18 protein-coding genes and 5 tRNA genes are annotated in these 17171 nt (G+C 39.3%); 2 read left to right on the top strand and 21 right to left on the bottom strand.

Translation table 11 applies throughout. The features are described from left to right. Window positions 1-8: 8 nt before the first annotated feature. From ACYQ03_RS02965 to scfA, 3 genes are all read right to left on the bottom strand, one after another. Window positions 9-1355 (bottom strand): peptidoglycan DD-metalloendopeptidase family protein, encoded by a 1347-nt coding sequence (locus tag ACYQ03_RS02965; protein WP_459907517.1) that lies wholly within the window; start codon window positions 1353-1355, stop codon window positions 9-11. 169 nt (window positions 1356-1524) lie between these two features. Then, complete coding sequence (scfB, locus tag ACYQ03_RS02960) at window positions 1525-2877, bottom strand: thioether cross-link-forming SCIFF peptide maturase (protein WP_459907516.1); 1353 nt, start codon at window positions 2875-2877, stop codon at window positions 1525-1527. An 89-nt stretch (window positions 2878-2966) separates the two neighbouring features. Next, on the bottom strand, window positions 2967-3110 hold the full coding sequence (gene scfA, locus ACYQ03_RS02955) for a six-cysteine ranthipeptide SCIFF (protein WP_459907515.1): 144 nt from the start codon (window positions 3108-3110) through the stop codon (window positions 2967-2969). 181 nt (window positions 3111-3291) lie between these two features. Between scfA and ACYQ03_RS02950 the strand changes: the two genes are divergently transcribed. Both ACYQ03_RS02950 and ACYQ03_RS02945 read left to right on the top strand, forming a co-directional pair. Next, a complete protein-coding gene (locus ACYQ03_RS02950; RefSeq protein WP_459907513.1) occupies window positions 3292-3876 on the top strand; it encodes a DUF421 domain-containing protein in 585 nt (194 codons plus the stop codon). A gap of 227 nt (window positions 3877-4103) precedes the next feature. Then, on the top strand, window positions 4104-4259 hold the full coding sequence (locus ACYQ03_RS02945; protein ID WP_459907512.1) for a hypothetical protein: 156 nt from the start codon (window positions 4104-4106) through the stop codon (window positions 4257-4259). Window positions 4260-4371: 112 nt separating this feature from the next. Here the strand turns inward: ACYQ03_RS02945 and ACYQ03_RS02940 are convergent. From ACYQ03_RS02940 to ACYQ03_RS02855, 18 genes are all read right to left on the bottom strand, one after another. Then, window positions 4372-4446: transfer RNA gene (locus tag ACYQ03_RS02940), tRNA-Gly, on the bottom strand. Window positions 4447-4535: 89 nt separating this feature from the next. Continuing rightward, a tRNA-Glu gene (locus tag ACYQ03_RS02935) sits at window positions 4536-4611 on the bottom strand. Between the two features lie 18 nt (window positions 4612-4629). After that, window positions 4630-4705: transfer RNA gene (locus ACYQ03_RS02930), tRNA-Lys, on the bottom strand. Between the two features lie 8 nt (window positions 4706-4713). Then, window positions 4714-4789 (bottom strand) — tRNA-Glu (locus tag ACYQ03_RS02925). 14 nt (window positions 4790-4803) lie between these two features. After that, window positions 4804-4879: transfer RNA gene (locus tag ACYQ03_RS02920), tRNA-Lys, on the bottom strand. 157 nt (window positions 4880-5036) lie between these two features. Then, window positions 5037-6320: an adenylosuccinate synthase gene (locus ACYQ03_RS02915; protein WP_459907510.1), complete on the bottom strand. Its 1284-nt coding sequence runs from the start codon at window positions 6318-6320 to the stop codon at window positions 5037-5039. A gap of 370 nt (window positions 6321-6690) precedes the next feature. Continuing rightward, entirely contained in the window at window positions 6691-8013 is a 1323-nt protein-coding gene (gene dnaB / locus ACYQ03_RS02910) for a replicative DNA helicase (protein WP_459907509.1), read from the bottom strand. Between the two features lie 230 nt (window positions 8014-8243). Next, a complete protein-coding gene (gene lonC / locus ACYQ03_RS02905) occupies window positions 8244-10193 on the bottom strand; it encodes a Lon family ATP-dependent protease (protein WP_459907507.1) in 1950 nt (649 codons plus the stop codon). A 49-nt stretch (window positions 10194-10242) separates the two neighbouring features. After that, on the bottom strand, window positions 10243-10692 hold the full coding sequence (gene rplI / locus ACYQ03_RS02900; protein WP_459907506.1) for a 50S ribosomal protein L9: 450 nt from the start codon (window positions 10690-10692) through the stop codon (window positions 10243-10245). A 22-nt stretch (window positions 10693-10714) separates the two neighbouring features. Beyond that, on the bottom strand, window positions 10715-11677 hold the full coding sequence (locus tag ACYQ03_RS02895) for a YybS family protein (protein ID WP_459907504.1): 963 nt from the start codon (window positions 11675-11677) through the stop codon (window positions 10715-10717). Window positions 11678-11844: 167 nt separating this feature from the next. Continuing rightward, window positions 11845-12255 (bottom strand): MarR family winged helix-turn-helix transcriptional regulator, encoded by a 411-nt coding sequence (locus ACYQ03_RS02890; protein WP_459907502.1) that lies wholly within the window; start codon window positions 12253-12255, stop codon window positions 11845-11847. A 204-nt stretch (window positions 12256-12459) separates the two neighbouring features. Further along, window positions 12460-12693, bottom strand: a complete 234-nt coding sequence (rpsR, locus tag ACYQ03_RS02885) for a 30S ribosomal protein S18 (RefSeq protein ID WP_459907500.1) — start codon at window positions 12691-12693, stop codon at window positions 12460-12462. A 149-nt stretch (window positions 12694-12842) separates the two neighbouring features. Next, on the bottom strand, window positions 12843-13259 hold the full coding sequence (locus ACYQ03_RS02880; protein ID WP_459907498.1) for a single-stranded DNA-binding protein: 417 nt from the start codon (window positions 13257-13259) through the stop codon (window positions 12843-12845). Window positions 13260-13293: 34 nt separating this feature from the next. Then, entirely contained in the window at window positions 13294-13581 is a 288-nt protein-coding gene (gene rpsF / locus ACYQ03_RS02875; RefSeq protein WP_459907497.1) for a 30S ribosomal protein S6, read from the bottom strand. Window positions 13582-13760: 179 nt separating this feature from the next. Then, a complete protein-coding gene (locus tag ACYQ03_RS02870; protein WP_459907495.1) occupies window positions 13761-13958 on the bottom strand; it encodes a DUF951 domain-containing protein in 198 nt (65 codons plus the stop codon). Then, window positions 13951-14820, bottom strand: a complete 870-nt coding sequence (locus ACYQ03_RS02865; protein ID WP_459907493.1) for a mechanosensitive ion channel family protein — start codon at window positions 14818-14820, stop codon at window positions 13951-13953. Before ACYQ03_RS02865 ends, ACYQ03_RS02870 begins: the two co-directional genes overlap by 8 nt. Window positions 14821-14854: 34 nt before the next feature. Continuing rightward, window positions 14855-16252, bottom strand: a complete 1398-nt coding sequence (locus ACYQ03_RS02860) for an aminopeptidase (RefSeq protein ID WP_459907491.1) — start codon at window positions 16250-16252, stop codon at window positions 14855-14857. A gap of 80 nt (window positions 16253-16332) precedes the next feature. Next, window positions 16333-17085, bottom strand: coding sequence for a CvpA family protein (locus ACYQ03_RS02855; protein WP_459908718.1), 753 nt, complete (start codon window positions 17083-17085; stop codon window positions 16333-16335). Window positions 17086-17171: the final 86 nt, after the last annotated feature.

The following is a 17171-nucleotide window of genomic DNA, read 5'->3' as shown; positions in this document are numbered from 1 at the left end:
GTAACGTCTTATATATAGCCGACTGGGTTCCTGGGTGTTCCATTCACAATCACTTCAAAATGTAAATGGGGTCCGGTGGATCTTCCTGTGGAACCTACTTTACCAATGCTTTGACCCTTTTCAACGGATTGGCCTACATTTACACTAATGGTAGAAAGGTGTGCGTATCTGGTAACTACACCATTTCCGTGATTAATGTCTACACAGTTACCATATGCTCCGTACCAACCTGCCCGCACCACACTACCAGAATTATAAGCTCCCACTGGGGTCCCATAGGACTTGGCTAAATCAACTCCAGTATGCATACGTCCATTCCTTTGACCAAAGGGGGAAATAATTGCCCCGGAGGGTCTAGCACCACGGGATGCAACCATCGTTTGAGCACTACGCTCTACAATTAGTGGTTTTGCTTCTTTAATTACATTTACATTAACGACTTCACGTTCAATTTCCAGTCCATTAACAGCTATAATCTTATAGGTAACTTCCTTTAGACCATGCTCAGCTTTCTGTACAACCCGACTTTGTCCAAAGGGAAGCGTTGAATTCTTCCTCATTTGCTGCGGCAAAGCTGTCTCTTCTTTGACGGTCTTTTCAGCCATAGCTTCTACATTGATAAGCGGATCTGCCACACCCACCATCTTTATTTTCTGACCAATCTGCATTCTTTCCGGAGTAAAGTTGGGATTTGCAGCTTGCAATTCTTCGGGACTTACATTAAATTTGTTTGCAATATCCCAAAGGGTTTCGCCTTCTTTAACTGTATGGTAGCGGGGTACTCCACTTTCCCCTTTAAGGCGCTTAATGGCATCTTCTAACGATAAAATCTTGCTAGTTTCCACTGGTACATTTACAACGTTTACCGTTTCTCGGAAAGCTACTGTAAATTCTGGACCAAGCTTATATTCGTTTTTTAGCTCCTCTAATACCTTCTCCGCGGTAGCCTTATCCCTAACAGCAACCTTCAAACCATTGTTTACCTTTATACCGCTGGCAGTTGCCTCAAAGGTTAATTCTTCTGCAAGTAGTTCCTTGAGCTCTTCTTCACTAATAACGTTATTGTTTTTTTCAGTTGTTTGATATGTAATACTCTGTAGTGGTTTAACATTGGTTCCCTTTGTTTGGTTTTCTTTAATTAACGAGTTAACGACCGTTTCTGCTTTAGTTTGATCTTGAACAACTGCCACAACTTGACCATTAACTGCCACTGCACAGGCATTTTGGGCCTTTACAAAGGAAAAGCCTCCCACTACTAATCCTAACACCAATAATACAGAAATCCCTTGCTTTAGGGCTTTGGGTTGTTTCCCTAACCATGTTTTAAGGTGCGTTATTTTTTCTTCAAATACCATGAGTCATCCCCTTTCGACTATTTATGCTGTTGCTATTTAAGGAGCTTATTAAATTGGCTAAATATGTCGTAGAAAGGCAAAATAAACCGGAACTATTATACCATTTTTTTCTGATTAAGTAAACTATTGAGAACAATCAGCCCCCCGTTAGACAACAGGGGGCTGATTGTTAGGCTAATCCTGATTGTTTTACTTTTAAATAAATAGCACATTCAAAACGTTTCTTAGCCAACAGACAGCCAAGTTGGTATGGTTTTAACATGTCATTGTTAAAGGCATGGGCATTGGCATGGCAACCACCGCTACAGTAGAACTTAGCCCAGCAGTCGATACATTCTTTCTTATTATAAATATGAGCTTGACGGAATTCCTCTATTATCTCCTGCCCGTGTATGCCATCTTTCACGTTACCCAATAAGAATTCTGGTTTTCCCACAAATTGGTGACAGGGGTAGAGATCCCCCTCGGGAGTCACTGCTAGGTACTCGTAACCAGCACCACAACCGGATAAACGTTTGGGCAAGCAGGGTCCCCCATTAAGGTCTATATTAAAGTGGAAAAAATTAAGCGGTTCTCCTGCATTTATCCGTGCTAGGAGCTGACGGGTTAAATTCTCGTATTCTTCCATAATTACTGGAATATCTTCTTCTTTAAAGGCATAGTCAGCGTCATAATCTGCCACAACTGGTTCGACTGAGACATCCTTAAACCCTAACTCGGCCATATGCGAGACATCCTGACTAAAATCTAGGTTGTGTCGAGTAAAAGTGCCTCGGATATAATAGCCCGCTGGGGGTTGAAGTTGAACATAATCCTTAAAGGCATTGACCACCTTATCATAGGAACCTCTGCCACTTGGAGCTGGCCTCATGCGATTCTGAACTTCTGGCCGACCATCCAAGCTTAATACTGCAGCCATTTGGTTTTCGATAAGGAACTGTTGCACTTCTTGATTTAATAAAACTCCATTGGTAGTTACAGTGTACTTTAGCTCTTTTCCAGCCTCTTTGGCTCGTTCCCTACCGTAGGGTACGAGCTTCTTAATTACTTTAAAGTTTAGTAAAGGCTCTCCACCAAAAAAGTCTATCTCAATGTGTTTACGATTTGCAGATTGTTGGATGAGAAAATCAATGGCAGCACGACCAATATCCTCAGATAACAGTCCGGTAGGCCCACCAAATTTTCCCTCACCGGCAAAACAGTATTTGCAGCGCAAGTTGCAATCATGGGCTGCATGAAGACAAAGGGCCTTGACAACTTTGTCTCTTCTTGGCTGATAACCTTCCTGATGGGGATCAGTGCTAAAGAGAAAACCTTCATCCACCAACGACTTTACTTCCTCCAATGCTTGTTTAATTTCACTGGGGGAATATTTATCCGCTAACTTTTGCTCTAACTCTTCCCTTGTGAGTAATTGGTAGTCACCCAGAATGTCCCATACAAGTTCATCCACCACATGGACAGAACCACTGTGTACATCCAATACGATCTTTACCCCATCAAATTCATATCTGTGTATCATAAAATCCTCCAAAAAAAAATTACCTTATCCCCAGAGGGAAAAGGATCCCAAGGAGACAAGGTTGTTTTTGCGGTATCCCTCTGATTGCTTTAGGACTGCTTAGCACATACTTGGTTGCCTACAGTACAAGAGGTTTTGCAAGCAGATTGGCAAGAAGTAACACATTCTCCGCATCCACCGGTTTTTAGAGTCGCTTTTAAGGAGTTCTTATTTAAGGTCTTAATGTGTTTCATTAGTCTCTCATCCCCTTTCCGCATTCCATTATAAGGCACCTAGTTTGTCCAAGGCAAGAAGAACTTGGTTTTAGGATGTGGCAGTAAAGGGTAATTGCGTAAAATAAAATGTACTTTTGAGAATCCTAATACCTTACTTGGGAAAAATATGATGTAAATAAGTTAAAAAGGGTGTTCAAGAATGGATGTAATTTGGAAATCTATAATACTAGCTACAGCGGGTTTATTTCTACTAAGGCTTGCTGGAAGGAAAACAATAAGCCAACTAACAATACCAACAACAGTAGTAATGATTTCAATTGGAAGTATTATTGTACAACCAATAGTAGAAAAAAGCGTATGGAAAACTATAATAGCTGCTGGAATCTTTATTCTACTCTTGATACTTAACGAGTTTCTATCACTAAAATTTAATTTCTATGAAAAACTTATAGTGGGTGAAGCAGTTACGCTTATTGAAGATGGTCAAACTATAAACGAGAATCTTAGAAAGGTTCGTTTAACAGTAGATAAGTTGGAAATTCGTCTTAGACAGAAAGGTATAAAGAAGATAACTGATGTAAAAACAGCAACTCTAGAACCTAATGGACAGATAGGATATGAATTGTTTTATGATGCTCAACCTTTGACAATAGGTGAATTCAAAAAAATGATGAACTTTTTAGGTCCACAAATACAAGCAGCTTCACCAACTCCTGAATTTACAATTTTTGATGAGGTCAGAATAAAAAATCATAATTATCAACCACCGGATAAATTGCAGTAGTTGACCTCTCCGGATTTTCTTATTGTCTTGCTAATTTTGGTTTAAATTATAAAGCTTATTGATAAGCCTTAGTGAGAAATGGCTCATTGGTGAACATGAAAAAAACCATGTCCATTTGCCCAAAGATATTATTCAAGACATGATTTAACTCATCATTCTTAAACTATGAACTAACAACCGGTACACCTCAAGCTAGATGATACGGGTTGTCCGAAAGGAGTAACTTAATGAAGCAAGTAAAGGAAGATATTAATGAAGAAACAGTTATTAATTCGGGAGTAGATGTTGCAGAGTTTAAAGCAGCAAATAAAACAGTGGGCAAGAATAAAAAGGAAAATACTGACTCTCAAACAATACCACTCCCTCCTGAATGGTATTATTAGATTCCAAAGGTTGAAAAAGCTAATAAGAAAATTAGACTTATCCTTTTTGTCCCATTAGGCACCAAAAAGGCCTCCAAAGGATTAAGTAAATCCCCAGAGGCCTTGATTTTACTGGAGCGGGTGACGAGGATCGAACTCGCAACCCTCAGCTTGGGAAGCTGATGCTCTACCATTGAGCTACACCCGCCTATATACATTATTATATCCATTGTGTCAATATCTGTAAACATTAAAAAACTTGGCTGACACCAAGCCTTAATTTATCTTTATAATAAATGGTGACCCCTACGGGATTCGAACCCGTGTTACCGCCGTGAAAGGGCGGTGTCTTAGACCACTTGACCAAGGGGCCATTTGAGATGTAGGAATTTGGTGATCCATCCGCGACTCGAACGCGGGACACCCTGATTAAAAGTCAGGTGCTCTACCAACTGAGCTAATGGATCATTTATTGTGGTGACCCCTACGGGATTCGAACCCGTGTTACCGCCGTGAAAGGGCGGTGTCTTAGACCACTTGACCAAGGGGCCGGTTTGGAGATGTTTGGTGATCCATCCGCGACTCGAACGCGGGACACCCTGATTAAAAGTCAGGTGCTCTACCAACTGAGCTAATGGATCATTTATTTGCTGCCGCAAACCTCACATGTGATATATTACAGCATAAATAACCCACGTGTCAACAATTTTAACCTTAAAACTTGTCCTTAATTTATTTACATAGTTGTATGATTATGTTTTGGAAAATTTAGGGGCCCCGAAGGGCCCTTCAATTTATTTAAAATAAGTTTTCTAGAATAATGGTTTGGCTACGTTTTACACCAACGCTTATGAGAGCAATCTTAACTTCGGTTAACTCGATAATGCGTTCTAAGTAACGTTTTGCATTCTCTGGCAGGTCTTCATAACGAGAGACATTAGAAATATCTTCACTCCAGCCGGGGAACTCTTCATATACTGGATCACACTTCGCCAGTTCCTTTAAAGAGGCTGGGAATTCACGTATAATCTCTCCTTTATAACGGTAGCCCGAGCAGAGTTTTATTACTGGTAAGCCAGTTAAAACATCCAGTTTGGTTATTGCTAAGCTATCCAAGCCACTTATACGGGCAGCATAACGTACAATGACAGCATCAAACCAACCACAACGACGGGGGCGACCAGTAGTGGTACCATATTCATTGCCATTTTTTCTAATTTCTTCACCCAGTCCATCATTCAATTCAGTGGGGAAAGGACCTTCTCCGACACGGGTTGTATATGCCTTAACAATACCTAGAGCACGGTTAATTTTTGTAGGTCCAATTCCACTACCTAGACATGCAGCAGCGGCTGTGGGGTGGGAGGAAGTTACATAGGGGTAGGTGCCATGATCCAGATCTAGCAATGTACCTTGAGCACCTTCAAACAGCACGTTCTTTCCTTCCTTAATCGCATCGTGAACCAACAGTGAAACATCTTCGGACATTGGTTCAAGCATTTCTGCATAGCCTTGATACTCAGACAATACTTCCTCGTATTCAAAACCCTTTGTGTTATATAATTTTTCAAAGAGATCGTTTTTGCATTCAATATTTTTCTTAAGTAACTTCGGAAACTCTTCTTTGTCGATGAGATCTACAACCCTTATACCAACCCGGGAAGCTTTATCGGTATAGGTTGGACCAATTCCCCTCTTAGTTGTACCAATCTTGCTATCACCTTTTTGTTCTTCTTCCACAGCATCCAGTTGACGGTGGTAAGGCATAATTATGTGGGCACGTTGGCTAACACATAATTTTCCGGTTCGAACACCTCTTTCTGCTAAGGAATCTAGCTCTTCTTTTAGAACCTTAGGGTCAATAACAACACCATTACCAATAACGCATAACTTTTCGGGATGTAAAATTCCTGAGGGAATCAAGTGAAGTTTAAATTCACCATCATCCACCACAACAGTGTGTCCGGCATTATTGCCGCCTTGGTAACGCACAATAATGTCTGCTTCTTCGGCTAAAAAATCTGTAATTTTGCCCTTTCCTTCGTCACCCCATTGGGCACCGATAATTACTACTGTTGACACAAAAGTGCACCTCCTAAAACCTACGGTTTTTAATCAATGAATTGTACCAAATTTTTTATAAGAACTTTTATTCACTAACTCTGCGAATAAAAAGGTTTAGGCAATACTCATCTGGTAATTTATCTGCTTATTATTGTAGTTATTCTTTCCGATAAAATAAAAATAACCCAAATAGAAACTTAAAAAGTTATCCATTTGAGTATCCGCAAAATCCTCCAGCGTTAAGTTTATTGAACTAAAGGTAGTAATAGCAAGTATTCCCCAAACAGGAATATACTAACCCAGTTTCTTCATATTGTCAACATCTTAACCCTGGAAAATACAATATTCATTATGAAGATTTTGTACTATTTGTTACAATCCACTTTGGTTACTCTCTTTTAGCTAAATTAACGAATTTTACAAACTCCTTAAAGAAACCTAATTCAATATTCCCCACAGAACCATTTCGCTGCTTGGCAATAATGATTTCTGCAATTCCTTTCTTTTCTGAATCAGGATTATAATACTCATCCCGGTAAATAAACATGATAATATCTGCATCCTGCTCAATACTACCACTTTCACGTAAATCTGACATCATAGGTCGCTTATCTGTACGGCTTTCCACAGCACGACTTAACTGAGATAACGCCAAAACTGGTACGTTAAGTTCTTTGGCCAAGCCCTTTAGTTTTCTAGAAATATCAGCAATTTCTTGCTGTCTATTTTCTATACGTTTACCACCTGACATTAACTGTAGGTAGTCAATAATAACTAACCCAAGTCCCTTTTCAACCTTTAATCTCCTGCATTTGGATCTAACTTCTCTTACTGTCGCTGCACCAGTATCATCCAAATAGATGGGGGCCCGGGACAAGTGTCTAGCAGCTTCACTTAATTTATTCCAATCCTCATCGGCAATATTCCCTGTCCGAACTTTATGGGCATCCACCATGGCTTCAGAACACAACATCCGTTGCACAAGCTGTTCCTTGGACATTTCTAAACTAAAAATTGCTACTGGTACTTGGTGTTTTAAAGCAGCAAATTGACCACATAGAATTGCAAAGGCCGTTTTCCCCATACTGGGGCGCGCAGCCAGAATAGCTAAATCACCTGGTTGAAAACCATTAGTCATGTTATCCAATTCAAGGAAGCCCGTAGGTACACCAGTAATTTTTCCCCTATTGCTATAGACATGTTCAATATCCTCAAAGGTCTTTATCAAAATATCTTTGATAGGAGTAAAACTATCTGTACTACGTCGTTGGGCAAGTTCTAGAATGGATCGCTCAGCTTCATCTAAAAGTTCCTCTGGATTTTCTGATCCTTCATACCCTCTTGAAGAAATACGGGTAGTAACGGAGATAAGGGCCCGAGAAAGGGCCTTTTCCTCCACAATACGGGCATAGTATTCTGCATTGGCTGCAGTAGGCACAAGGTTAGCAAGAGTGGCTACATAGGTTACCCCACCGATTTTCTCTAGGTCACCCTTGTCTCGTAATGAGTTTGTAACAGTAATCAAGTCTACAGGATTCCCTGTTTCTGCTAACTCCAGAATAACTTCATAGATGATCCGATGGCTGTCTCGATAAAAATCTTCGGGCTTTAGGAATTCCATTACGCGAAAAATGGCTTCCCTCTCCAGAAGCATTGCTCCTAATACTGATTGTTCTGCCTCTATATTCTGGGGTGGCACTCGATCTAACATAGGCACTCCTCTTGGTCATAGCCATCAGCCTTCAGCCGTCATCCATCAGCTTAAAGATGACTATTGGCAGTGGCCTTGTGCCATGAGCCAGCTTAATTTATATGGGGCACTTTTGATAATAGACTCACTTGCCGTTAATGGCACCATCAAAGAATGAAAATAATTATATGACTGGAGTCAGTCATGTATTTTCATAATGGTTTGTTATCACCGGGTCTGCATGACTTCAACTAACTAGCTTTAATTGCTTTATTATTTATAGGTAATATATGCTTCAATATTTCTTCCACATTTTGGACACAAATAATCTCAATTCCTTTTAAATCTAAAGGTACATCATTACTATTCTCATGGGGTATAAAGACTTTACTTATCCCAGCCTGCTTTGCACCGTAGATTTTCTCAAAAACACCACCAACAGCTCGAACCTTTCCTTGAATGGATAGCTCTCCAGTTACGGCAATATCCTGAAAAATTGGCTTATTTTGTATAGCACTTAACATCGCTAGCATAATGGCTACACCAGCAGAAGGTCCGTCAATGCGTCCACCACCCACAACGTTAACATGAATGTCATAATCACTAATATCTTCTCCGGTAATTTTACGGATGACAGAAGCAGCATTAAATACAGAATCCTTAGCCATACTGCCCGCAGTATCATTAAAACGAATATTTCCCTGGGCTGGGTTGCGGGCTGGGAAGGCCACTGCTTCAATCTCCAACACAGATCCAAGAAAACCAGCAACACCTAGCCCAAATATTTTACCAATTTCCTTCTCATTGGTAGCTTTTTGAGTCACATATGGTGTTAACCTACTAACTTGAACCACTTCATAAACATCCTGTGTTGTAATATGAATGGGCTTGTCAGGTTGCTCTTGTTGTTGGCGGAAGCATGCTAATCCATATGCATCAGCTAGTATGTTAATGGCCTTTCTACCTTCAATGGTGTACTCAGAAATAACCTCCGGAATTTGTTGGTCCATGTTTACACTTAATTTCTTTGCTGATTGCTTAATAATATTTTGTATAGCAGAAGGGGTAAGGGGCTCAAAGAAAACTTCTGCACATCTGGAACGAACAGCTGGGTTAATATCCTCTGGATCCCTGGTAGTTGCTCCAATTAAAACAAAATCTGCTGGTGCACCTTCTTTAAAGATTTTTTTGATATATTGAGGTACATTGGTATCACTTGGGTCATAATATGCTGAATCAAAAAAGACTCGTTTATCTTCTAACACTTTCAGAAGTTTATTTTGCAGGGATGTATCCAACTCTCCCACTTCATCAATAAACAAAATTCCACCATGGGCATCGGTAACTAAACCTAGCTTTGGTTCTGGAGTACCAGTTTCAGCTAAATCTCGGCGGGCGCCCTGATAGATCGGATCATGCACAGATCCCAGTAACGGGTTAGTTACTTCCCGTGGGTCCCAGCGAAGGGTAGTACCATCTACCTCCACAAAGGGAGCATCCTTTGCAAAGGGGGCCCCCTTTATCCCTTTAGCCACTTCCAAGGCTAGTCGAGCTGCGGTTGTTTTACCAACACCGGGAGGTCCATAAAGTATAATATGTTGCGGAAAAGGGGAAGTAAGTTTAGCTAATAGTGCTTTGACTGCTCTTTCCTGGCCCACCACTTCAGAAAAGTTTTCTGGTCTAAGGATTTCCATAGCTGATGTGGCCAATTTTTTTGAGTCAAGCTTTTCCAATATAGCTAGTTTTTTTAATGTTTGAGCATTTTCTGGGCCAGCATTTTCCTTGATAATTTGCATTTTAATCTCACGAATATAATCTTCGTGTCGCTGACTCATCTTTTCCCCAATTTTTTTCTCTAACTCATCCTCAACAGTACGTCGGGCAATAGTATCAGCTATTTCGTCTTGTAAAGATTCTATAACGGCCGGGATCTCTTCTATGGTAGGCAATACTTCATATGTTGGATCTTCAAATACCAGCTTTTGTAGGGCTAGTACTCTTTCCTCTATTTTTTCCGAACGCATCAATGGTAAGGCATCCAACTTACCGGCTAGGAGTACCAATTTGTCCGAACCATGTAGCTGACTTAATAGATTATATATGGCAGTAACCTGTCGCTGCAAATTATCCTCCTGGTCACATAATTTTTGGGACTCCTGATCATTGGTGCTGTTCTTGAACCTTTCGAGGAAAATTTTCATGATGGTTGCTCCTTTCAAACGCCTAATCCTGTCCCGGTTCTTGATATTATTACTCCACAGCCGTCACTTCAACATTAATATCAGCTTGGGCTACGGGATGGATTTTAACTGTAATTTTATAATTTCCTAAACTTTTAATGGGTTCTTTTAATATAATCTTCTTTTTATCGATAACATAATTATGTTGTTCCTTTAATCCATCGGCAATATCTTTATTGTTAATGGCCCCAAAAAGACGTCCTGCCTCACCAACTTTTGCTTTTAGAACAACTGTTAGGTCGCTGATCTTAGCTGCCAGTTCTTTAGCCTCTTGTTCTTCTCTTTGTTTTTTTGCAGCCTGGTTTTGTTTTTGGGTTTTCAATTCTTTTAGTTTACTATCAGTGGCTGGTGCTGCAAAGTTTTTAGGATATAAAAAGTTTCTGGCGTAGCCCTCAGAAACATTAACAATATCACCTTTCTTGCCTAGCTTATTAACATCTTGTAACAAAACAACCTGCATTAATAATCCCCCTTTATTTTGATCATTCAATACTTTTCTTTGTTCTTGGACGACGAAGGTTTAAAATAGTGTCAAACACACCCAGTAGTATAACTGCGGTATACATGATGCTGATGTATAAAATTAGCAATACTAAAAGAACTGTTTTAAATGGCTTTGAAAAAGGTACTTTTTTATAAAAATGGCTAACCACAGACACTCCGATAACAAAAAAGGTAAATCCAAAGATCATCAATATATTCTGGCCAATCACTTTAATAACGGGCAAGTCAAAGTTTTTACCAACCAATAAAAATATTAATCCAATGATAATACCCCAGATAGTATACCAGGGTAATTTCCATTGACTAAAGGGAGGTAATTTATTGACTTGGTAATTAAGCCTTTTTAACACCTTACCACCTACAATGTAGGTCAGAGCTGAAGTAAATACTGCAAAAATAAGATAAGCAGATGGTAGTAATAAAATAGAAGTTTTCATGCTTGCTCTCATTAATTCTTGCTGTTCTGTGGGGACAGGGTAACCAGTTTCTTGATACATGGTAAAAATTTTATCTAATGATTGGTTTAAGGTTGCTTGAATCATTTCCAGACTTAATCCTGTTACTAAAACACTTAGTGTAATAACGATTAATGATGCAACAACGGAAACCACAGATAATGTTAGTAGTGCATGACTAGGAGATACATAATTCTTATATAATAATCCTAGCACTAAACCCAGTGGTCCAAACTGAATAAACATTACCAGCACCTGTAAAGGATCTGGATAAAGAATCATCATTAAAAGACCCGTTACCACCAGTGATAAAATTGCCACCTTTAGGTCTCTCCGTCTTACCAGTACAGCTAAAGGCAAAGGCATTATTATACTAATAATCAAAAAAAATGGGGGTATAAACATCCCCAGTAAGCCTAGCATTGCTGTAAGACCTGCCATAAAAGCACCATCCACTAGGGCCCGTGTATCTCTAAAAGAAGACAAAAAATATTCACCCCTTCTTTTCATAAAACAACTAAAGATTCGCTGGTACTACGCATATTTCCTGCCTTTGAGCCGTGTTATTTGTTGGTGACATTGGTTAAATAAGACGTTAAGGTGGTTTATTGTATCTACATAAAAACTGCTAACCTGTGGTCAGCAGCTTTCTTTTATAATAAAGTTTCTAACTTTTTTAATAGTGTTACTAAATTTTCTATTTCTTTATCAGACATTTTGCCAGCTATTTTCTCATTAATAAGACGGTCTAAGCCGGGGTATTGTTCCTTTAGTTCTTTAGCCTTATTGGTTAAGTAAACCCTTACTACTCTTCTATCATCCTGATTTCTTTCCCTATGGACCAACCCATCCCTTTCCATACGATCGATTAAAGAAGTAATGGTACTGGCCTTCAAAAATAATTTATCACTCAGTTCAGTAATAGTAAGACCATCTTGATCCCATAATCTTTTTAAAGCAAGTAAGGGCGCAGGATCTAAGCCCATTTGCTCTGCAATAGAAGCAAATAATATTTGTACCTTTTTATAGGACATATATAGACTAGAGACAAGTTCTTTTTCCATATTAGCTAATAGACCCCTTGAATTTTTGAACTATTATACTCTATCCCTTAGTATTATCCATTAGACCTTAATAAAATTATATTTTCATTTAATTCATTCACAGTCATAGGAAAATACAGCCGAGCATTAAACGCTAACCTTCTTAAACAAAGACTAACAGTTAAATTAAAAAGGATGAGGAATTGTTTCCCCATCCTTAATATCTTATGCTTCTGTGCTAAAGGGTAATAGCGCAATGTTGCGGGCTCTTTTTATAGCACTGGTCAACATACGTTGGTGATGAGCACAGTTACCAGAAATACGACGAGGCAAAATTTTACCACGCTCGGTAATGTACTTTCTTAGTTTGGAAGTTTCTTTATAGTCAATGGTAGTTGCTTTATCTACACAAAAGCTACAAACGCGTTTTCTACCTCTACGTCCACGCTCACGTTTCACAGTTTTCCCTCCTTATTCGGGTACTGGTCTTTCCGGTATGCGTAAAAAACTGGCCAAGGCAAAGTCAAATTTATCTCAAGGTACAGCTCAGCCTTCGTTTACCTTATGCATGTCGGAATTTTTCATTTCCCTATATGACATGTCTAACCCTAGAACGGTATGTCATCTCCGTTAAAGCTAATTTCACTTCCAAAACCACCAGCACTACCACTATCATAATGGCCACCGCCTTGATTATCCCGATCTTTAGGCCAATCAAGGAAACGAATAGAGTCTGCAACAACTTCGGCAGTCTTACGCCTAATGCCTTGCTTATCATCATAAGAACGGATCTGCAAACGACCTTCCACCGCAATCAAACGGCCTTTGCCCAAATTGTTGGCACAGGTTTCAGCCTGCTTTTGCCAAACAACGATATCTATAAAATCCGTTTCTTTTTCTCTTTCTCTATTGAACTGCGGGCGATCAACAGCTATTGTCATACGCGCCACAGCAATACCATTTGTGGTGTAGCGTAGTTCTGGATCCCGGGTCAGACGCCCAATCAAGATAATTCTATTGAGCACTAAAAACACCGCCTTGGGTTTGTTCTCTCAATTATTATTCGCCTTCGCGAACAATCATGTGACGAACTATATCATCATTAATTTTCATAACCCTGTCAAGTTCAGCAGAAGCTGCAGGTTCTGCTTTAAACTGCATTAATACATAGATGCCTTCTTTGATCTTATCGATCTCATAGGCCAGACGACGCTTACCCCATTTGTCAACCTTACTAACTTCTGCGCCTTTCTCTTCTACAAGAGCCTTAAATTTTTCAACCAATGCAGTTAATTTTTCCTCTTCAACATCGGGTTTAATGATGTACATTACTTCGTAGTTGCGCACAATAGTTCACCTCCTCCCCACGGACTAACGGCCCTATCCCTTGATAGAGCAGGGTGGAAAAAATACCTCTAAAAGGCACTGTAAAATTATATCACCATTATGTATAAAGGGCAAGGGGTTGATAGGAAAATCCAAAACAACTTCCTTTGCCTATGAGTAGCAGATTCTGCAGCCTCTTCTTATTCATTTCCTCCTGCACTACTTACGACAACTTTTACACTCTTTTCAAATTTCGCCCTTGGCAACATAAGAACACGACCACATTTCTGACACTTGATACGAAAATCTACCCCAGTCCTCATGACCTCCCAAGTATCCCCTCCACAGGGATGAGCCTTACGAGTACGTACCACATCCCCTACTTGATACTTATGCAACAGAACCACCTCCAGCAGTGTTCAATAACACCCTTCGTGGGTAAGGAATTTCGATTCCCTCTTGATCAAATGCCTCCTTAATGCTCTTTCTCAGCTGTCTTTCAATTTCCCACTGACGCATAGGTTTGGTTTTAGCAGTAACCCTGAGCACCACATCAAATTCACCAAACCTTACAACCCCAACTACACTGGGACCTTCTACTAGGTCCTCAGCCCACCTCTTAGCAAATACATCACACATATTTACTAACACTTTTATTGCCTTATCAATATTTTCCTCATAGGCAATACCTATTTCAACCATTGATAACATACTACCCCGATTATAATTGGCCACTTGACTAATACTACCATTGGGGATAATGTGGAGTTGTCCAGCAGTTTCCCTTACTTTGGTAACCCTCATACCAATTTCCTCCACTGTACCAGTAACACCAGCTATTGTAACATATTCTCCTACGGAATATTGATCTTCAAATAAAATAAAGAAACCAGTTATGATATCTCTTACTAGGTTTTGAGCACCAAATCCTACTGCCAAACCTAATATACCAGCACCTGCCAGTATTGTTTTGGCAGCATTAGGAACAAAGACCTCTATAATTGACATAGTAGCTACAAAGTAAATAACATAGCGCAGTATACTTTTTAGTAATCCCGCTAAAGTTTGAGCTCTATTATCACTGAAAAACTTTCCTTGTTTATTAATAAATATCTTATCGGTGACCTTGCTACCGAAACTAATCATAAATTTGGCCAGGATTAAGGTGGCGATAATTCTCAAGGTATTGGTTAAGGCTTTTTGTATATCTTCAATGGTAAATAGACCCAATATCCAATCCACTAAATTAGCTAACTCCATGAAATCTCCTCTCTATCTATTTAGCCCTTTAAAATTAAGCCATAAAGAAATTTTTATAGGCTTTGTAGCACTCGTACACATCGGCTTTGCTAGCAATCTCCATAGGAGCATGCATGGACAACAGAGGTACACCACAGTCTATCACTTCAAAGCCAAGTTCCGCTATGATATAGGCAATGGTGCCGCCGCCCCCCTGATCAACTTTTCCAAGTTCACCGGTTTGCCAAATAATATTATGCTGATTTAACATCTTCCTAATAAAGGCAACATATTCAGCATTGGCATCATTGGTGTGATATTTACCCTTTGCACCAGTATATTTTGTTACTACAACTCCACCACCTAATCTAGCAGCATTCATTTTTTCCATTACACCTTCATAATTAGGATCCATAGCCGCTGTAACATCTGCTGAAAGTGCAATAGATTTTTCAAAAACCCTATACAAAGTAAATTCATTAAAGGACTGGTACATTCTAATTCCAATTTCACTTACAGCATTCTGTAAGAACCTGCCCATCATGCCAGTATTGCCGTTGCTGCCAATTTCCTCTTTATCAATGAACAATGCTACAGCTGTTCTTTTTGGGTTATTTATTTCTAATATTGCTTGAAGTGAGGTAAAAACACAAACACGGTCATCTTGTCCGTAGGCACCTATCATACTACGGTCTAGCCCAACATCGTGGGCAGGTCCTGCTGGTACCAATTCTAATTCAGCACTTATAAAGTCTTCCTCTGTAATGCCATAATTCTCAAACAATAATTTTAATACATTTAATTTTACTGCTTTGTCTTTTCCTCCACCTGAAAGCGGTATTCCACCAATTAATATATTTAATTGTTCACCTTCAACTGCTTCTGTTAATTTCTTTACCATTTGATCCTTAGCAAGATGGGGTAAAAGATCTGTAATGGTAAAAACGGGATCATTAGGTCTGTCCCCAATGGATACATCTACAACTTGACCGTCAGCCTTATAGATAACGCCATGAAGGGCTAAAGGAATAGCTAACCACTGGTATTTTTTAATACCTCCATAATAATGGGTCTTAAAAAGGGCTAAATCATGTTCTTGGTATAAGGGATGTGGTTTAAGATCTAACCTCGGTGCATCGGTATGAGAACCTATCAGACTAATACCTTCGTCTAGTCCCTGCTGACCGATAACAGCCAGTGCTACAACCTTTCCTTTACTACTGATAATTACTTTATCACCTGCTTCTACACTCTGACATTGATTGATAGGTAAAAACCCTCTCATTTGTGCCATATTTATAATTTGACGTACACAGGCTCTTTCTGTTTTACAATTACTAAGAAATTGCTTATACCCTTCCGAGAGATTTAAGATCTGTTGTTTTGTTTCTTCATTTACCTGTTCCCAAGCATTTTTACGGTGGTATATGAGTTCTTCCGGTTTTACGTTCATTTAAAATCCCCCTTTATCATGTTTCGAACCTTAATTTATTATTGACATTTTATTATATCCTGTACTTATTAGAAATTTCCCTACACCTGGGTACCTGGCCCCTTAGGTATGTATTTAAAGAGAAATTCACTACCGAATTCTGGTAGTAACAATGGGTACCAAGCTAACTCTTTTAATATCGGTCCTAATTTCTGTGCCATTAATGATTGATCAATTCCTTGGGACAAGGTGCCCAAAAAGCCTGTTGCGCCAAATAGAATTATTGGCCCCTGGAGGGAAATCAATATACTGATCGTAACAATTATCATAATTACCCCGCAGATTGCTCCCAACAATAACCCACCGAATTTATCCAAGGGTCCCAGTGGGCTAAAGGGTAAGATAATAATCAACATCCAAGCAATGATGCCAATTATAGTTTTTACAATAATATATATACCAACAAAGGCCAGGATCTTCAAAATAGCTTGGGCTAACATTAAGTTCAATGCTTGTCCGACAGTTTTGTTTGGTCCCATACACCCTAGTTGATCAATAATTTTGCTCCAGTAACTTGGTAATTGTATTTCTGTACTTAATTTTTGTAAAATATCAACAGGCAGCTTCAATATTTCTGGACTATTTAAAACCCCCGGTAAATTTACCAGGGGTTTTATCATTTGAGCAAGCGTATCTGCCCAACCCCATTGATCAGCCAACCAGAGAGCAATGCCTTGATGATAGGTAATCGCCGCATAGAAGGCAATCACTATGACTGCTAATTTAATAGTACTTTTGATAACCCCATTAAACAAACCCCTTAGGCTTGACACAATTAAAATTATAATAAAAATATAATCGAGCCAATTAATTTTTTACACCTCCATTGGTTAACCGATTAGAAAATACCAACCAATTTTGGTTCGATGTTGCTTCGTCG

The organism is Desulfotomaculum defluvii (assembly GCF_054657375.1).
This window is presented reverse-complemented; position numbering and strand designations above follow the sequence as displayed.